Origin of the sequence: Gordonia phthalatica, assembly GCF_001305675.1 — a bacterium.
Lineage (GTDB): Bacteria > Actinomycetota > Actinomycetes > Mycobacteriales > Mycobacteriaceae > Gordonia > Gordonia phthalatica.
On the sequence record NZ_CP011853.1, the window covers coordinates 1,969,630 to 1,985,948 of the forward strand.

The 16,319-nt window shown below is 69.2% G+C and carries 16 protein-coding genes; 10 read left to right on the forward strand and 6 right to left on the reverse strand.

The features are described from left to right. Positions 1 to 36: 36 nt before the first annotated feature. The 3 genes from ACH46_RS09210 to ACH46_RS09220 all read right to left on the reverse strand — a co-directional run bounded on the left by ACH46_RS09210 (position 37) and on the right by ACH46_RS09220 (position 2,561). On the reverse strand, positions 37 to 1,035 hold the full coding sequence (locus tag ACH46_RS09210) for a sigma-70 family RNA polymerase sigma factor (RefSeq protein WP_062392640.1): 999 nt from the start codon (positions 1,033 to 1,035) through the stop codon (positions 37 to 39). Positions 1,036 to 1,213: 178 nt separating this feature from the next. Next, complete coding sequence (map, locus tag ACH46_RS09215; RefSeq protein ID WP_082399544.1) at positions 1,214 to 2,080, reverse strand: type I methionyl aminopeptidase; 867 nt, start codon at positions 2,078 to 2,080, stop codon at positions 1,214 to 1,216. Next, positions 2,067 to 2,561, reverse strand: a complete 495-nt coding sequence (locus ACH46_RS09220; protein WP_062392641.1) for a DUF3099 domain-containing protein — start codon at positions 2,559 to 2,561, stop codon at positions 2,067 to 2,069. The genes map and ACH46_RS09220 overlap by 14 nt, the downstream gene beginning before the upstream one ends. 52 nt (positions 2,562 to 2,613) lie before the next feature. Between ACH46_RS09220 and ACH46_RS09225 the strand changes: the two genes are divergently transcribed. Continuing rightward, entirely contained in the window at positions 2,614 to 2,844 is a 231-nt protein-coding gene (locus ACH46_RS09225; RefSeq protein WP_062395198.1) for a DUF3039 domain-containing protein, read from the forward strand. A 3-nt stretch (positions 2,845 to 2,847) separates the two neighbouring features. On the opposite strand, the gene ACH46_RS09230 is transcribed toward ACH46_RS09225, so the two are convergent. Further along, positions 2,848 to 3,915 carry a YihY/virulence factor BrkB family protein gene (locus ACH46_RS09230; protein ID WP_082399546.1) on the reverse strand — a complete coding sequence of 356 codons (1,068 nt, stop codon included), beginning with the start codon at positions 3,913 to 3,915 and terminating at the stop codon, positions 2,848 to 2,850. A 125-nt stretch (positions 3,916 to 4,040) separates the two neighbouring features. Between ACH46_RS09230 and ACH46_RS09235 the strand changes: the two genes are divergently transcribed. Further along, positions 4,041 to 5,789, forward strand: a complete 1,749-nt coding sequence (locus tag ACH46_RS09235) for a DEAD/DEAH box helicase (RefSeq protein WP_062392642.1) — start codon at positions 4,041 to 4,043, stop codon at positions 5,787 to 5,789. 48 nt (positions 5,790 to 5,837) lie between these two features. On the opposite strand, the gene ACH46_RS09240 is transcribed toward ACH46_RS09235, so the two are convergent. Further along, on the reverse strand, positions 5,838 to 6,023 hold the full coding sequence (locus ACH46_RS09240; RefSeq protein WP_062392643.1) for a DUF7455 domain-containing protein: 186 nt from the start codon (positions 6,021 to 6,023) through the stop codon (positions 5,838 to 5,840). 116 nt (positions 6,024 to 6,139) lie between these two features. Then, a complete protein-coding gene (locus tag ACH46_RS09245; RefSeq protein ID WP_120298835.1) occupies positions 6,140 to 6,766 on the reverse strand; it encodes a TetR/AcrR family transcriptional regulator in 627 nt (208 codons plus the stop codon). Between the two features lie 140 nt (positions 6,767 to 6,906). Here ACH46_RS09245 and ACH46_RS09250 point away from each other — a divergent pair, with 140 nt between their 5' ends. From ACH46_RS09250 to ACH46_RS09285, 8 genes are all read left to right on the forward strand, one after another. Continuing rightward, entirely contained in the window at positions 6,907 to 7,674 is a 768-nt protein-coding gene (locus ACH46_RS09250) for an SDR family oxidoreductase (protein WP_062392644.1), read from the forward strand. After that, positions 7,674 to 8,504 (forward strand): SDR family oxidoreductase, encoded by an 831-nt coding sequence (locus ACH46_RS09255; RefSeq protein WP_062392645.1) that lies wholly within the window; start codon positions 7,674 to 7,676, stop codon positions 8,502 to 8,504. The genes ACH46_RS09250 and ACH46_RS09255 overlap by 1 nt, the downstream gene beginning before the upstream one ends. A gap of 127 nt (positions 8,505 to 8,631) precedes the next feature. Continuing rightward, the gene (fabG, locus tag ACH46_RS09260; RefSeq protein ID WP_062392646.1) at positions 8,632 to 9,387 is read left to right on the forward strand and encodes a 3-oxoacyl-ACP reductase FabG; all 756 of its coding nucleotides are present in this window, start codon (positions 8,632 to 8,634) and stop codon (positions 9,385 to 9,387) included. 5 nt (positions 9,388 to 9,392) lie between these two features. Further along, positions 9,393 to 9,860, forward strand: coding sequence for a MaoC family dehydratase (locus ACH46_RS09265; protein WP_062392647.1), 468 nt, complete (start codon positions 9,393 to 9,395; stop codon positions 9,858 to 9,860). Continuing rightward, on the forward strand, positions 9,860 to 10,885 hold the full coding sequence (locus tag ACH46_RS09270) for a phosphotransferase family protein (RefSeq protein WP_062392648.1): 1,026 nt from the start codon (positions 9,860 to 9,862) through the stop codon (positions 10,883 to 10,885). The genes ACH46_RS09265 and ACH46_RS09270 overlap by 1 nt, the downstream gene beginning before the upstream one ends. Position 10,886: 1 nt before the next feature. Next, the gene (locus ACH46_RS09275; RefSeq protein WP_062392649.1) at positions 10,887 to 12,101 is read left to right on the forward strand and encodes an acyl-CoA dehydrogenase family protein; all 1,215 of its coding nucleotides are present in this window, start codon (positions 10,887 to 10,889) and stop codon (positions 12,099 to 12,101) included. Then, on the forward strand, positions 12,098 to 15,172 hold the full coding sequence (locus ACH46_RS09280; protein WP_062392650.1) for an acetyl-CoA carboxylase family protein: 3,075 nt from the start codon (positions 12,098 to 12,100) through the stop codon (positions 15,170 to 15,172). The genes ACH46_RS09275 and ACH46_RS09280 overlap by 4 nt, the downstream gene beginning before the upstream one ends. Before the next feature lie 135 nt (positions 15,173 to 15,307). Then, positions 15,308 to 16,288: an alpha/beta hydrolase gene (locus ACH46_RS09285; protein WP_062392651.1), complete on the forward strand. Its 981-nt coding sequence runs from the start codon at positions 15,308 to 15,310 to the stop codon at positions 16,286 to 16,288. The last annotated feature ends 31 nt before the right edge of the window (positions 16,289 to 16,319 follow it).

A 16,319-nucleotide genomic window follows, 5' to 3' on the forward strand; every position in this document is an offset into this window, starting at 1 on the left:
GGGGATCGTTCAGCCCGACCGCCCAGCTCTCAGCGGTCAGCTGGCATAGGCGCGCAGCTTCTCGGCGCGATCACCCTGCCGCAGCTTGCCCATCACCTCGCGCTCGATCTGACGCACGCGCTCGCGCGACAGACCGAATGCCCGGCCGATCTGGTCGAGCGTCCGCGGCTGGCCGTCGTCGAGGCCGTAGCGCATCGTGATGACCTGCATCTCGCGCTCGTCGAGCGTCGAGAGCACCGTCCGGATGTCCGAGTGCAGCAGGTTCGCGATGACGACGGTCTCGGCCGAGGTGGCCTCGGCGTCCTCGATGAAGTCGCCGAGCGGCGCCTCCTCGTCGTTGCCGACCGGCATGTCCAGGCTCACCGGGTCGCGGCTATGATCCATCAGATCGGCGATCTTGGCGGCCGGGATGCCCGACTCCAGCGAGATCTCCTCGTCGGTGGCCTCGCGGCCCAACTGCTGGTGCAGCTCGCGGCGGATGCGGGCGATCTTGTTGACCTGCTCCACGAGGTGGACGGGGAGTCGGATGGTCCGGCTCTGGTCGGCCATGCCGCGGCTGATCGCCTGGCGGATCCACCAGGTGGCATAGGTCGAGAACTTGTATCCCTTGGCGTAGTCGAACTTCTCGACCGCGCGGATCAAGCCGAGGTTGCCCTCCTGGATCAGATCGAGCAGCGGCATGCCGCGGCCCGTGTACCGCTTCGCGAGCGACACGACCAGACGCAGGTTGGCCTCGAGGAGGTGAGCGCGGGCCTGCTCGCCCTGGCGGACCAGAATCGCGTAGTCGCGCTTCTTGGCAGGCGACAGACGCTTCTTGGTGGCCAGGAGGTGTTTCGCATAGAGCCCGGCCTCGATGGCCTTGGAGAGGTCCACCTCCTGCTCGGCGTTCAGCAGCGCGGTGCGGCCGATCCCGTTGAGATACACGCGAACGAGGTCGGCGGACGGCGACTGAGCATCAAGATCCGCCTCGGTCAGCGCGGGGCGAGTACGGGTGGATCGTGCTTCGGACGGGCGGGCAATCGTCGAGTGAGCCATGCGACCTCCTGGAGATGCGATTCATCGTGCGTTCACCAGGTCCAACGCCGTCGGTTCCGGAAAGGTTCCCGAAGTTGCTGAGAAGTCGCTAAGGATACCGGATCTTCGGCGTCAGGCCAGATGACTGTGACAACGTCACAGCGCGCGGATCTGTTCCCGACGGTCCCGGACGGTGCACTCAGGCGGTGGTCGGTCTCGGGGTCAGGACCACCGGGCCGTCGTCGGTGATCGCGATGGTGTGCTCCGAGTGCGCGGTGTTGCTGCCGTCGGCCGAGCGGATGGTCCAGCCGTCGGGGTCGTAGACGATCTCGTCGGTCCCGATGGCCCACCAGGGTTCCAACGCCAGCACCAGCCCGGGCTTCAGCACGAGCCCCTGACCGCGACGACCGAGGTTCGGCACGTGCGGATCCTCGTGCATGGTGCGCCCGAGTCCGTGGCCGCCGAAACCGGTGTTGACGCGGTAGCCGTCGGAGAGCGCGACGGCGCCGATCGCGAAGCCGATGTCGCCGAGCGTTCCGCCCGGGACGGCGGCGGCGATGCCGGCGTCGAGGGCTCGACGAGTCGAGTCGATGAGGCGGGCATCGGGATCGCCGGGACGGGAGGCGACGTCGTCGTCGAAGCCCACCTGCACGGTGGTCGCCGAGTCGGCGACCCAGCCGTCGATCGAGACCGCGAAGTCGAGCGTCAGGACGTCGCCCTTCGCGAGCGTGTGGGGACGCGGGAGTCCGTGCAGCACACCGTCGTTCACCGACAGGCAGATCACGTTCCGGAACGGTCCGTCGCCGAACGACGGGGCGTAGTCCCAGTAGCAGCTCTCGGCGCCGCGGGCCTTCACCATCGCGCGGGCCCGGTGCTCCAGATCCATCACGTTCACGCCCGGCTCCGCCATCGCCGAGAGTTCGGTGAGCACGTCGGCGACGAAGCGTCCGGTGACGGCGATCTGCTCGATCTGGGCGGGTGTCTTGAGTTCGATGGCGGATCCTCTGCGTCGTGGGCTTCCTGATCGACGGGCGAAGGCGCGGTCGAAGGCGCTACGCAGTCCCATCGTCGTCCTTCTGTTCGTCGTTCCTCGGGTCGGCGTCGTTCTTCGCGTCGGTGCGGGGCTCGGTGGGGATCTCCTCATCCGTGCTGTCCTCCACGTCCAGATCCAGGACGGGGTGGTCGGAGTCGTCGTCGAACCCCGGCGTCCGCGGCGTCTCGGGCTCGACGGTCAGCGACGGCTGCACCGGGTGGGCGCTGCCGTAGTGGTACAGCGGAACCTCGCCGCGCGGACGCGGGGCTCGGTCGTTGGCCTTCAGGACCGCGATCCACGGAATCGGAATGGAGGCGACGATGATGGCGACCGCGATCCATCCGTTCTGGGTGACCCCGTAGACGATCGACGCGATGATCAACGCGGGGATGCGAATGCTCATCATGATGAAGTAGCGGCGTTTTCGGGCGCGGAACGCGGCGTCACGGTCGGGTTCGGCGCTGGTGATCAGAAATTCGTCGGCGTCCCCGTCGTGTTCTCGTCGCTCGTCCATGCCTTCGATTCTGGCACGCTGGGTGGCGATGGCTTCTGTCACAATGGTCGTCATGGCTACACAGACGATCGAACGTCCGGACATCGACGAACGGACACAGAAGGACGACGACGCCCCGAAGTTCTTCCACTACGTGAAGAAGGACAAGATGGCCGAGAGCGCCGTCATGGGCACGCACGTCGTCGCGCTCTGCGGTGAGGTCTTCCCGGTCACCAAGGCGGCCAAGCCCGGTTCGCCGGTGTGCCCCAAGTGCAAGAAGATCTACGAGAAGCTGAAGAAGTAGTCGCTACGACCGCGGGTCGTCGCTGTGCGACGCCCCGTGGCCGTTCAGCGCCCGATTCCGGAGCGTGTCGGTGAGTTCGATGGTCTGCGTCGAGACCCAGTTCCGGACCACTCCGCCCTGCCCGTGCGACGGCCACAGCTCCTCGGCCGCGGCGTTGAACTCGGCGCCGAGGACGATCGCGAAGCCGAGGAAGTACGTGAACAGCAGGAACGCGATCGGGGTCGCCAGCGCGCCGTAGGTGTAGCCGGCGTTGGTGAGCGCCGTCAGATAGAACCGCAGGACGTACGTGGCGAGCCAGAAGAACACGCCCGCGAGCAGTGCTCCGGGCATCAGGCGGTGCCAGGGGAGCGGGTACGGCAGCGCGAACCGGTACAGGGCCACCAGGGCACCGATCAGCAGCACCCCGACGAATGGGAAGTATCCCCAGTCCACGAGGTCGGAGATCGCCGGATCCCAGGCGTCGGGCAGGACCCGCCGCAGGTAGGTGGGTCCCAGCGCCACCAGGGGCAGCACCAGCACGCACGCGATCAGGAAGAACAGGTAGATGATCAGCGCGAAGATGCGCTGCCAGACGGGGTTGCGGATCTGGTGCTGACCGTGTGCGTGGACGATCGACGACACGAAGCACGACATCGCCGACGAGCCCGCCCACAGCGACAGCACGAAGCCCAGGGAGATGACGGCGACGCGTCCGCGACCCAGCACGTTGTCGACCGTCGGGACGATCAGGTCGTCGACCACGTTCGGCGTGAACGCGCGCTCGGAGAACGAGATGATCCGGTGCGTGATGATGTCGACGGTGTCCGGCCCGAACCAGCCACCGATGTAGCCGAGGCTGCCGAGCACTCCGAGGAGCAGCGGCGGCAGTGACAGGGCCTGCCAGAACGCGGCCTGGGCCGCCCACCCGATGATCGAGTCGTCCCACGCCTTGACGATGGTGCGCCACGCGAGTCGCGGCACGCCGTGGATCACCTCACGCGGGCTCGGCCTGCCGTGCGGCAGGCCGTCCCGGTCATGGTCCGCGGCATCCTCGGGCGCGGTCGGCTCATCGGTGTCGATGGGTACCAGCATGGCCGATGAGCCGCCGAGGCCGTGCGCTGGGCCGTTGTCCGGCGTGGCGCAGGGGGTAGACTCGGGGAGGTTTTTCTTCAGGAGGGTGCACGTACGCGGTGACCAGCACGCAGATCGATAACGGGGTGGGAACGGTCGATGACGAGACCGCGAAGCGAGTCGGAACCGGTGCGCCGCTGCGCGCCTGGCAGCGCCGCGCACTCACCAAATACCTGACCCGCAGGCCCACCGACTTCCTCGCGGTGGCGACGCCGGGAGCAGGCAAGACGACGTTCGGGCTGCGGGTGGCCTCCGAACTGCTCTCCGATCGCACGGTGGAGCGCATCACCGTGGTCGCGCCGACCGAGCACCTCAAGCACCAGTGGGCGCAGGCGGCCGCACGCACCGGCATCGCGCTGGACTCCAACTTCTCGAATTCGACGGGCGCCACGAGCTCGGACTTCGACGGCGTCGTCCTGACCTACGCGCAGGTGGCGGCTCATCCGTCACGGCACCGCGTGCGCACCGAGAACTACCGCACGCTGGTGATCCTCGACGAGATCCATCACGGTGGCGACGCGAAGTCCTGGGGTGACGGCATCCGCGAGGCCTTCAGCGACGCCACGCGGCGCCTGTCCCTGACCGGTACGCCGTTCCGGTCCGACGACTCGCCGATTCCGTTCGTCACCTACGAGCCGGAGCCCGGCGGAGGTCAGCGGTCCAAGGCCGATCACTCCTACGGCTACGCCGACGCCCTGCGCGACGGCGTCGTCCGGCCGGTCGTGTTCCTGGCCTACTCGGGCGAGGCCAGCTGGCGCACCAGCGCCGGCGAGGAGTTCACCGCGCGGTTGGGCGAACCGCTGTCGGCGGAGCAGACCTCCCGAGCCTGGCGCACGGCCCTCGACCCGCACGGCGACTGGATCCCCGCGGTCCTCAGCGCCGCCCACCGGCGCCTGCTGAAGCTGCGGGACTCCGGCGTCCCGGACGCCGGCGGCCTGGTGATCGCCACCGATCAGCAGACCGCTCGCGACTACGCCGAGCTGTTGCAGGCGATGACCGGCAAGAAACCGACCCTGGTCCTGTCCGACGACCCCAAGTCGTCGTCGCGCATCGCGGAGTTCTCCGCGAGCGACGACGAGTGGATGGTGGCGGTCCGCATGGTGTCGGAGGGCGTCGACGTGCCGCGCCTGTCGGTCGGCGTGTACGCGACCAACGCATCGACCCCGCTGTACTTCGCGCAGGCGATCGGACGCTTCGTGCGATCGCGTCGCCCGGGGGAGACCGCCAGCGTCTTCCTCCCCTCGGTGCCGGTGCTCCTGGATCTGGCCAGCAAGCTGGAAGCGCAGCGCGACCACGTCCTGGGCAAGCCGCACCGCGAATCCGAGGGCTTGGAGGACGGTCTGCTGGCCGATGCGAACAAGCGCAAGGACGAGCCGGGTGAGGATGAGAAGGCCTTCGAGTCGCTGCACGCGGACGCCGAACTCGACCAGGTGATCTACGACGGCGCCTCGTTCGGCACCACCACCTTCGTGGGATCCGACGAGGAGTCCGACTACCTCGGGCTGCCCGGCCTGCTGGACGCCGACCAGGTTCGGACGCTCCTGCAGCAGCGTCAGGCCGATCAGGTGACGCGTCGGACGGCCGCGGCGAAGGCGCGTCCGGCCGACGATGAGCAGGCCAAGGCCGCGCCGAACGCCGCCGAACGGCAGACCGGCGAGGACCTGCACGCCCTCCGCAAGGAGCTCAACACCCTCGTCGCACTGCACCACCATCGGACGGGCAAGCCGCACGGTCAGGTCCACAACGAACTGCGCACCCGTCTCGGCGGTCCGCCGACCGCGATGGCGACCGCCGACCAGCTCCGCGAACGGATCAAAGCCCTGCGGACCTGGTGAGGTCGGCAGGGCTTCGGATCGCTCGTCGTGTGCGTGGGGGTCGGAGGATTACCCGATCACGGCACCGATCTCGGCGAGGCGCGCCTCGTGATCGTTGTAGTGGTGGCGGCAGAACAGTAGTTCTCCACCAGCCGGGAGTGTAGCTCGCACCTGTGCGGCAGCGCTGCAGCGGTCGCAACGATCAGCGGCGGTCAGCGGTGTCCGTTCGGGTGCGGTCGTGGCGGTGTTGCTCATGTCGTCCTCCGTCCCATTGCCGGCGAACCGTGAATCGGTTCGTCGTCCTTCACTCTGTCAGACGTTTATCGGCCCTGAAATGTTCCCGCGCCGATACCGTGTGTCGCAAATCAATTTCATTCGGACGGCCGAACGCGTGCTCCGACCACCCGCAATGCCAACATCGCGTAGAAGTCCGCGATCTCGTCGGGACTGAGCGGACCGCTGAGGGAGTACCAGCGGGCGATGTCGATGCCCATCGACAACAGTGCCGTGGTGGTGGTGTGCGGATCGTCGATGTCGAAGTCGCCGGAGGCGATGCCCGCGTCGACGACGGCGCGGACCCGACGGGTGATCTCGGTGCGCAGCAATCCGATCTCCCGGCGGTGCTCGGGCTCCAGGGCCGCCAGTTCGTAGTTCACGATCCGAGCGGTGGTGTGCCCACGGGCGTGCCATTCGGCGAAGCCGCGCATCACGGCGCTCAGTCGGTCGACGGGGGAGGCGTCCGGATCGTCGTTGACGTCGAGGTTGCCGATGGTCTTCAGGTGGCCGGCGCGGGAGAGCTCGAACAGGAGCTCCTCCTTCGACCGGTAGTGGACGTAGACGGCGGCGGGGCTCATCCCGGCGGCGCCCGCGATGTCGCGCGTCGTCGTGCCGTGGAAGCCGCGGTCGGCGAAGGCCTGCGCCGCGGCGTCGAGCAGGCGACGGCGGGTCTCCGCCGACCGCTCGGTGGCCGATCCGGTCTTCCGCGGCTCTATGCTCACAGTGACGCCCTTCTCATTCACCCCGAAGGGTTGACGTAGGTCTCGATGTCGTGCAATGTGGATCGTAACAGCTAAGCAAGCGCTTAGTCATCATAACGCTGGGTCATGTGCAGCGCCGAGTCACAGTACGAGGAGATTCCGTGGTAGAGATCGATCCCCGCCGTTTCCAGGGCCAGACGGCCATCGTCACGGGCGCCAGCCGCGGCATCGGCTTCGCCATCGCCGAACGCCTCGTCGCCGAGGGCGCCAAGGTCACCATCACCGCACGCAAGCAGGAGGCGCTCGACGACGCCGTCGAGAAGCTCGGCGGAAGCGATGTGGCGCTCGCCGTCGCGGGACGCGCCGACGATCCCGAGCACCAGGCCGACGCCGTCGCCAAGACGATCGAAGCGTTCGGCAGCGCCGACCTCCTGGTCAACAACACCGGCATCAACCCGGTGTACGGGCCGCTGATGGAGATGGACCCCGAGGCCGCGCGCAAGATCATGGACGTCAACGTGGTGTCCGCGCTGCGCTGGGCGCAGGCCGTCCACGCGGCGTGGCAGGCCGAGCACGGCGGCGCCATCGTCAACGTCGCGTCCATCGCAGGCCTGCGCCCCGCGCCGGGCATCGCGTTCTACGGCGTCTCGAAGGCCGCGGTCATTCACCTCACCGAGGAGCTCGCCTGGGAACTGGGGCCGAACATCCGGGTCAACGCCGTCGCCCCCGCCGTGGTGAAGACCCGCTTCGCGACCGCCCTCTATGAGGGCCGCGAAGAGCAGGTCTCGGCCGCCTACCCGCTCAAGCGCCTCGGCGAGCCCGACGACATCGGCTCGGTGGTGGCCTTCCTGCTGTCGCAGGACGCGGGCTGGATGACCGGACAGACCCTCGTAGTCGACGGCGGCGTCCTCCTGGGCGGTGGCGTCTAGTGGGCGCGCACCAGCCCGTCGCCTTCGATCCCGCGGGTAAGTTCGATCCCGCGGGCAAGACGGTCGTCGTCACCGGTGCAGGTAACGGCATCGGGGCCGGACTCGCCGCGGCGATGGCGGCCCGCGGCGCGCGCGTCGTCGTCGCCGACCTCGACGCCGAGGGAGTGACCCGCACCGTCGCGACCATCGTCGACGCGGGCGGAACCGCTCATCCGGCTCCCGGTGACGCCGCATCTCAGGAGGGCGTCGACGTCCTCATCGCCACCGCGCGTGAGGCCTATGGACCGATCGACGCCTGGTTCGCGAATGCGGGTGTCGATCGCGGTCGCGGCCTGGAGGCCACCGACGCCGACTGGGATCTGTCCTGGAACGTCAACGTCCTGGCTCACGTCCATGCGGCCCGACGTCTGATCCCCGAGTGGATCGAACGCGGCGGCGGCCGGTTCGTCGTCACCGCGTCGGCCGCGGGGCTGCTGACCATGCTCGGTGCTCCGGCCTATTCGGTCACCAAGCACGGTGCCGTCGCCTTCGCCGAATGGCTGTCGGCCACCTACCGGCACCGGGGGATCGTCGTGCAGGCCATCTGCCCGCAGGGCGTCCAGACGCGCATGCTGCAGCAGTCCGGGCCGCTCGAAGAACTCCTCAGTCACGACGTCGCCCTCACCGTCGAGGACGTCGCGGCCACCGTCGAGAAGGCGCTCGACGGCGACGACTTCCTGATCCTCCCGCATCCCGAGGTGGCCGGCTACTACCAGACGCGCGCCGCGCAGACCGACCGCTGGCTCGCGGGCATGAACAAGCTGCAGCAGCGGCTCGACGCCGCCGACTGACGACGCACCCCGGATATCCCAGACGGCCTGCAGTCGTCGCCGCCCCGCAATACGGTCGGAGGCGGACTGCGGCACACCGACCCCACCACCGAGAAGACCTCTCGAATCCCTTGAAGGAGAACACCTTATGACCACTCAGCGCGTTGCGATCGTCACCGGAGCCGCCCGCGGCATCGGCGCCCAGGTCGCCCACCGGCTCGCCGACGACGGCCACGCCGTCGCCGTCTTCGATCTCGACGAGGCGGCCTGCCAGGCCGTCGCCGACGACATCAACGCCAAGGGCGGCAAGGCGATCGGCGTCGGCGTCGACGTCTCCGACGAGGTGAAGGTGGAGGCCGGTGTCAGTCGCGTCGCCGCAGAACTGGGCGCCCCGACCATCCTGGTGAACAACGCGGGCATCATCCGCGACAACCTCATCTTCAAGATGACGGTCGCCGACTGGGACGCCGTCATGGCCGTCCACCTGCGCGGGGCCTTCCTGATGTCGCGCGAGGTGCAGCAGTACCAGACCAAGGAGAACTGGGGCCGCATCGTGAACCTGTCGAGCACCTCGGCGCTCGGCAACCGCGGCCAGGCCAACTACTCGGCCGCCAAGGCAGGCATGCAGGGCTTCACCAAGACCCTCGCGCTGGAGCTGGGCCGTTACGGCGTCACCGCCAACGCGATCGCCCCCGGGTTCATCGCCACCGACATGACGGCCGCCACCGCCGAGCGAATGGGCGTCACCTTCGACGACTTCAAGGCCGCCGTCGCCAAGGAGACCCCGGTCCGTCGTGTCGGCGAGCCCGCCGACATCGCCCACGCGGTCAGCTTCTTCGCCAGCGAGGGCGCGGGCTACGTGTCCGGCCAGGTCCTGTACGTCGCCGGCGGACCGAAGGACTAGCACCGATGAGCGAGGTCAACGGCAAGCAGCTCACGGGCGCCGACGAACTCATCGCGGCGGTCGGAACACATCTCGGCTACTCGGACTGGGTGGAGGTGACCCAGGAGAAGGTGAACCTCTTCGCCGACGCCACCGGCGACCACCAGTGGATCCACGTGGATCCCGAGCGGGCGGCGGCGGGACCGTACGGCGGCACCATCGCCCACGGCTACCTGACGCTCTCGCTGATCCCGGTCCTCCGGCACTCGGCGTGGACGCCGGGCCCGGTGCAGATGGGCATCAACTACGGCGCCAACAAGGTCCGCTTCCCGGCACCGGTGCCGGTCGGATCCAGGGTCCGGGCAGGCTTCGAACTCGCCGCGGTCAACGTCGGCGCGTCCGGCCACCAGGTGATCGAGACCGTGACGATCGAGGTGGAGGGCGGACAGAAGCCCGTCTGCATCGCCGAGACCGTGACCGTCCTGGTGTTCTGATGGCTGCCGAGAACTCACCGCGACAGCATCCCGGCCTCGACCTCGACGTGTTGACGCCGTGGTTCACCGAGCACGTCGGCCCGATCACGGGACAGTTGAACGCCGAACTGATCGCGGGCGGCAAGTCGAATCTGACGTATCGCCTGTCGGACGACGCGAATCGGTGGATCCTGCGTCGACCGCCGGTCGGGAAGCTGCTCGCGACCGCGCACGACATGGGTCGCGAGTACACGATGATGTCGGCGCTGGCCGACACCGACGTGCCGGTCCCGACCATGTACGCGAAGGGTGACGCCGATCTGCTCGGCGCTCCGTTCTACGTGATGGAGGCCGTCGAGGGCACGCCTTACCGGAAGGCCTCCGAGCTGGCCCCGCTCGGCGCCGACCGCACCCGCGTCATCGCGGAGCGACTGGTCGACACCCTCGCCGTGCTGCACAGCGTGGAGCCGACTGCGGTGGGTCTCGGCGACTTCGGACACCCCGAGGGCTTCCTCGCCCGCCAGGTGGCGCGGTGGCGCAAGCAGTTCGACGCTGCGCACACGCGCGACCTGCCCGCGATGGAACTCCTCCACGCCCAGCTCGCCGACAGCGTGCCGCCGGAGTCGGCGGCAGGCATCGTGCACGGCGATTACCGGCTCGACAACGTGCTCGTCGACGGTGACGGCCAGCCGCGAGCCGTCCTCGACTGGGAGCTCTCGACGATCGGCGACTCGCTCACCGACCTCGCCCTGATGTGCGTCTACCACCGCATGGGCGCGATGGGCGGCGGCGTCACCGACGTCGCTCTGGCCCCCGGCTTCCCGTCCGAGGACGAGGTCATCGCCCGCTACGCGAAGGCGTCCGGCCGCGACCTGTCGAACTTCGGCTTCTACGTCGGCTACAGCTGCTTCAAGCTGGCAGGCATCGTCGAGGGTATCCACTACCGCTACGTCAACGGGCAGACCGTCGGAGACGGCTTCGCCACCATCGGACAGGCCGTCGAGCCGCTGCTGCAGGCCGGACTCGCCGCTGTAAAGGAGAACTGAGATGGAATTCGAATTCGACGCCAAGACCCTCGAGCTCCGGGACAACCTGCTGGAGTTCATGGACCAGTACGTCTACCCGGCCGAGGCGGTCTTCGACGAGCAGCTCGCCGCACTCGACGACCCGTGGGACTGGGACTCCACCCCGGTGCTCGGCGAACTCCGTGCGGAGGCGCGTCGTCGCGGCCTGTGGAACCTGTTCCTGCCCGGTGAGCACGGCGCCGGCCTCACCAACCTCCAGTACGCGCCCCTCGCGGAGATCACCGGCCGCAGCGGCAACCTGGCGCCCGCCGCGCTCAACTGCTCGGCTCCGGACACCGGGAACATGGAGGTGCTCTCGGCCTTCGCGAACGCCGACCAGCAGGCGAAGTGGTTGACGCCGCTGCTGAACGGCGAGATCCGGTCGTCGTTCGCGATGACCGAACCCGATGTGGCGAGCTCGGACGCCACCAACATCGAACTGTCGATCGTCCGCGACGGCGACGACTACGTCATCAACGGGCGCAAGTGGTGGATCACCGGCGCGATGAGTCCCAACGCCAAGATCTTCATCGTGATGGGCAAGACTGATCCCTCGCAGGAACGGCACCGCCAGCAGTCGATGATCCTCGTCGAACGCGACACCCCCGGCCTCGAGGTGGTCCGCGGGATGCACGTCTTCGGCTACGACGACCACGAGCACGGCGGCCACGCCGAACTCCGGTTCACCGACGTCCGTGTCCCGGCCACCAACCTGATCGGCAACGAGGGCGACGGCTTCGCCATCGCGCAGGGTCGACTCGGCCCCGGTCGCATCCACCACTGCATGCGGTCCATCGGCATGGCCGAGCGCGCCCTGGAGCTGATGTGTGCGCGCGCCGCGAGCCGCGTGGCCTTCGGTAAGCCGCTGTCGGATCAGGGCGTCATCCGCGACTGGATCGCGGAGTCGCGCGTCCGAATCGAACAGCTCCGACTGCTGGTGCTCAAGACCGCGTGGCTGATGGACACCAAGGGCAACAGGGGAGCGCACACCGAGATCCAGGCCATCAAGATCGCGACCCCGGCGACCGTCGAATGGATCCTCGACAAGGCGATCCAGACGCACGGTGCGGGCGGTCTGTCGCAGGACTTCCCGCTCGCGCAGTTCCAGGCCGGCATCCGCACCCTGCGGTTCGCCGACGGTCCGGACGAGGTGCACAAGAACTCCCTCGCGCGCGCCGAACTGCGTCGCCGCGCGTGAAACTGCTGGTCGCGGGCCGCGGCGAGATCGCGCTGCGGATCATCCGAACCGCACGCGAGATCGGCGTCGCGACCGTCGCGGTCTACGCGTCCGATGACGCGGCGACGGCGCCGGTCCGCGCCGCTGACGAGACCGTCGCCCTCCCGGGCGACGGTCCAGCGGCGTATCTGGACATCGCAGCGGTGATCGACGCGGCCCGTCGCACCGGGGCCGACGCGATCCACCCCGGCTACGGCTTCCTGTCGGAGAACGCCGACTTCGCGGAGGCCTGCGCCGCCGCGGGCATCGTGTTCGCAGGGCCGTCGCCGGCGGTCCTGCGGCGGTTCGGCGACAAGCAGGCGGCCCGGTTCGCGGCGGTCGCCGGCGGACTCGACGTGCTCGCGTCGACCGACGGCCCCGCGGACCTCGCGTCGATCGAGACTTTCGCGTCCGAGTGCCCCGAGGGCGTGATGCTCAAGGCCGTCGCCGGGGGCGGCGGCCGGGGGATCCGCCCGGTGCGAGCCGGGGAGGACCTCGCGGCGGCCCATCGTTCCGCGGTCGCCGAGGCCGAGCTCGGATTCGGCGACGGCCGGGTGTTCGCCGAGGAGCTCTTCACCCGCGGGCGGCACATCGAAGTCCAGGTGATCGGCGACGGCGTCGACGCCGTCGCGATCGGCGATCGGGACTGCAGCGTGCAGCGGCGACGCCAGAAGATGATCGAGATCGCCCCGGCACCGGACCTCTCCGACGAGGTGCGATCCCGGCTCCGCGCCGGTGCCGCACGACTGTGCGCCGCCTCGGGATACCGCGGCCTCGCCACCGTCGAGTTCCTGGTGCGCGACGACCGCGCGGTGTTTCTGGAGGTGAACCCGCGGATCCAGGTGGAGCACACCGTCACCGAGGAGGTGACCGGCGTCGACCTGGTCGCGGTCTCGCTGATCCTCGCCGACGGTGGAAGCCTCGCCGACTGCGACCTGCCCGCGGCCGACGCGAACCCCGCGGGGTTCGCCGTCCAGGCGCGTGTGACCCTCCGGACGGCGGGCCGACTGACGGCCTTCGTTCCGCCGACCGGCCCCGGCGTCCGCGTCGACACGTTCGGGGAACCGGATCTGGAGACCTCGCTGCGGTACGACCCGCTGCTCGCGAAGGTGATCGTCCGTGCGCCGCGCCTGACCGCCGCGCTCGCGAAGGCGGATCGGGCGCTGAGCGACTTCGTGATCGAGGGCGTCGACACCGATGCTCCGCTGCTGCGGGCGATCCTCGCCGACGACGAGTTCCTCGCCGGCCCCGTCGACACCGGTTTCCTGGATCGGCGCGTCGGAGACCTGGAACCGGCGGCCGTCCTGAACGAAGCCGCCGCGGGCGACGTGCTCGCGCCGCTCACCGCGACGGTCGTGGAGATCGCCGCCGAGGGTGCGGTGATCCCGGCCGGTGCACCGCTGGCTGTCCTCGAGGCGATGAAGATGCAGCACGAGGTGCTCGCCGAGACCGCGATGCACGTCGACCGCGTCCTCGTCGCCGCCGGACGCACCGTGACCGCGGGCGGTCTGCTGATGACCTGTCGTCCGGCCGGTTCCGACGAGACCGTCGACGCAGCGCACACGGTCGACCTGGACCGCCTCCGCGACGACCTCGCCGAGGTCGACGAGCGGCACCGCCTCACCCGCGACGAAGCGCGCCCGGACGCCGTCGCCAAACGGCGCCGAATCGGTCGGCGGACGGCGCGGGAGAACATCGACGACCTCGTCGACGACGGCAGCTTCGTCGAATACGGGTCGCTGGTGATCGCCGCGCAGAAGGCCCGTCGCCCGCTGGACGACCTGATCGCGCGGACGCCAGCGGACGGCCTGGTCGGGGGAGTGGCAACGGTCCGCGGTGCAGCGGCGGTCGTGATGTCGTACGACTACACCGTCCTCGCCGGTACCCAGGGCTGGCGCAACCACGCCAAGACCGACCGGATGCTGGAGATCGCGCTCCGCAGGGAACTGCCGGTGGTCTTCTTCACCGAGGGCGGCGGCGGTCGTCCCGGCGACACCGACCTCGACATCATCGCCGGTCTCGACGTCCCGACCTTCCGTGCGATGGCCCGCATCCGCGACCACGCACCGTCGATCGCCGTCGTCTCCGGACGCTGCTTCGCCGGAAACGCCGCCCTCGCCGGCGCGTGCGACCTCATCGTCGCGACCCCCGACGCCAACATCGGCATGGGCGGCCCCGCGATGATCTCCGGCGGCGGCCTCGGCGAGTTCCCACCCGAGGCGATCGGTCCGATCGACGTCCAACGCGCCAACGGCGTCGTCGACCTGGTGGCCGACGACGAGGCGCACGCGGTCGACCTGGTGCGGAGGCTCCTCGGGTACTTCCAGGGCCCGGCGGCCGACTGGACGGCTCCGGACCCGCGCCTCGCACGGCACGCGGTGCCCGAGAACCGGCTGCGCGCTTACGATGTGCGCGCCGCGATCGACGCCGTCGCCGATGTCGACTCGGTGCTGGAACTCCGCCCGGACTACGCGCCGGGCATCGTCACCGGCTTCCTCCGCGTGGAGGGGCGGCCGTTCGGCTTCGTCGCCAACAGCGGCCTGCACCTCGGAGGCGCCATCGACGCCGCGGGCGCCGACAAGCTCGGTGACTTCCTGGAGCTCTGCCAGCTGCGCGGTGTGCCGGTCGTGTCCTTCTGCGACACCCCGGGTTTCATGGTGGGGCCGGACGCCGAGGAGCAGGCGACGGTGCGCCGGTTCTCCCGGCTGTTCTCGATCGGCGCTCGACTGACGGTCCCGCTGGGCGCGGTGGTCCTCCGCAAGGGCTACGGTCTCGGCGCGATGGCGATGACCGGCGGCAGCTTCCGGGCCCCGCAATTCACCGTCGCCTGGCCGACCGGCGAGATCGGCGGCATGGGTCTCGAAGGCGCCGTCCGGCTCGGGTTCTCCAAGGAACTGGCGGCCGCTCCGGACGACGACGCGCGCGCCGAGCTCTACGACCAGCTGGTCGCGTCGATGTACGAGCGCGGCCGCGGTCTGTCCGCAGCGATGACCTTCGAGCTCGACGACGTCATCGACCCCGCGGACACCCGGAGGTGGATCGCGACGCTGTGACCCCCGGGCCGAGCGGGTCGGCATCGATGGCGCGATCACCTCGAAAGGTGGCGGATACGCCTATTGTTCGTCGTGTCGGGCACTCAGACCGTTGGTCAGGTCAGAGCAACTGGCACAACCGACTTGGAGGATCCGATGTCCAATCAGTCCGCACCGATCACGCCCTATCTGGAACCCGCCGCACAGCAACTGGTCGAGGCCACCGACCCGCATCCACGCATCTACGAACTCCCGCCGGAGGAGGGACGAGCGCTCCTTCAGGATCTGCAGAGCGACGCGTCGGTCGCGCGGCCCGAGGTCGACGAGGAGTGGGTGGACGTCGACACCGGTGAGTGGGGCGTGGTCCGGACACGGATCGTCAAGCCGAAGGGTGCTACCGGGACGTTGCCCGTGGTCTTTTACATCCATGGCGCCGGGTGGGTCTTCGGCGACGAGAACACCCATGATCGGCTGTTCCGCGAACTGACCGTCGGGGCGGACGCTGCCGGCGTCTTTCCCGTGTACCACCTCGCTCCGGAGAACCGCTATCCGACGCAGGTCGAGCAGAACTACGCGGTCGGCCGGTGGCTGCTGGAGCACGGTGCCGAGTACGGCCTCGACACCTCGCGAGTCGCGGTCGTCGGCGAGTCGGTCGGCGGTTGCATGTCGACGGTGTTCGCGTTGATGAACGCCGAGCGCGGTGGTCTGGATCTCAAGGCCCAGATCCTGCTGTACCCCGTGACCGGCCCGGACTTCGACACCCCGTCGTACCAGCAGTTCGCCGAACACTACTACCTGACACGCGACGGCATGAAGTGGTTCTGGGACGCCTACACGACTGACGAGCGTGAGCGGGCCGAGCCCTATGCGTCACCGCTCCGTGCGACGCTCGACCAGCTGCGGCAGCTGCCGCCCGCGCTCGTCATCACCGCGGAGGCCGATGTGCTGCGGGACGGCGGCGAACTCTACGCCAACCGGCTCCGCGAAGCCGGTGTCGAGGTCACCGCTCTCCGCGTGAGCGGAACGGTCCACGATTTCCTTCTGCTCGACAGTCTCCGCGACACGCAGGCCGCGAACTTCGCCCGCGCGGTCTCGGTGGACGCGCTTCGTGCCGCCCTCCACGGCGATCAGCGGTAAGCGCAGCCGACGTACAGTCGGGGGACGGCGA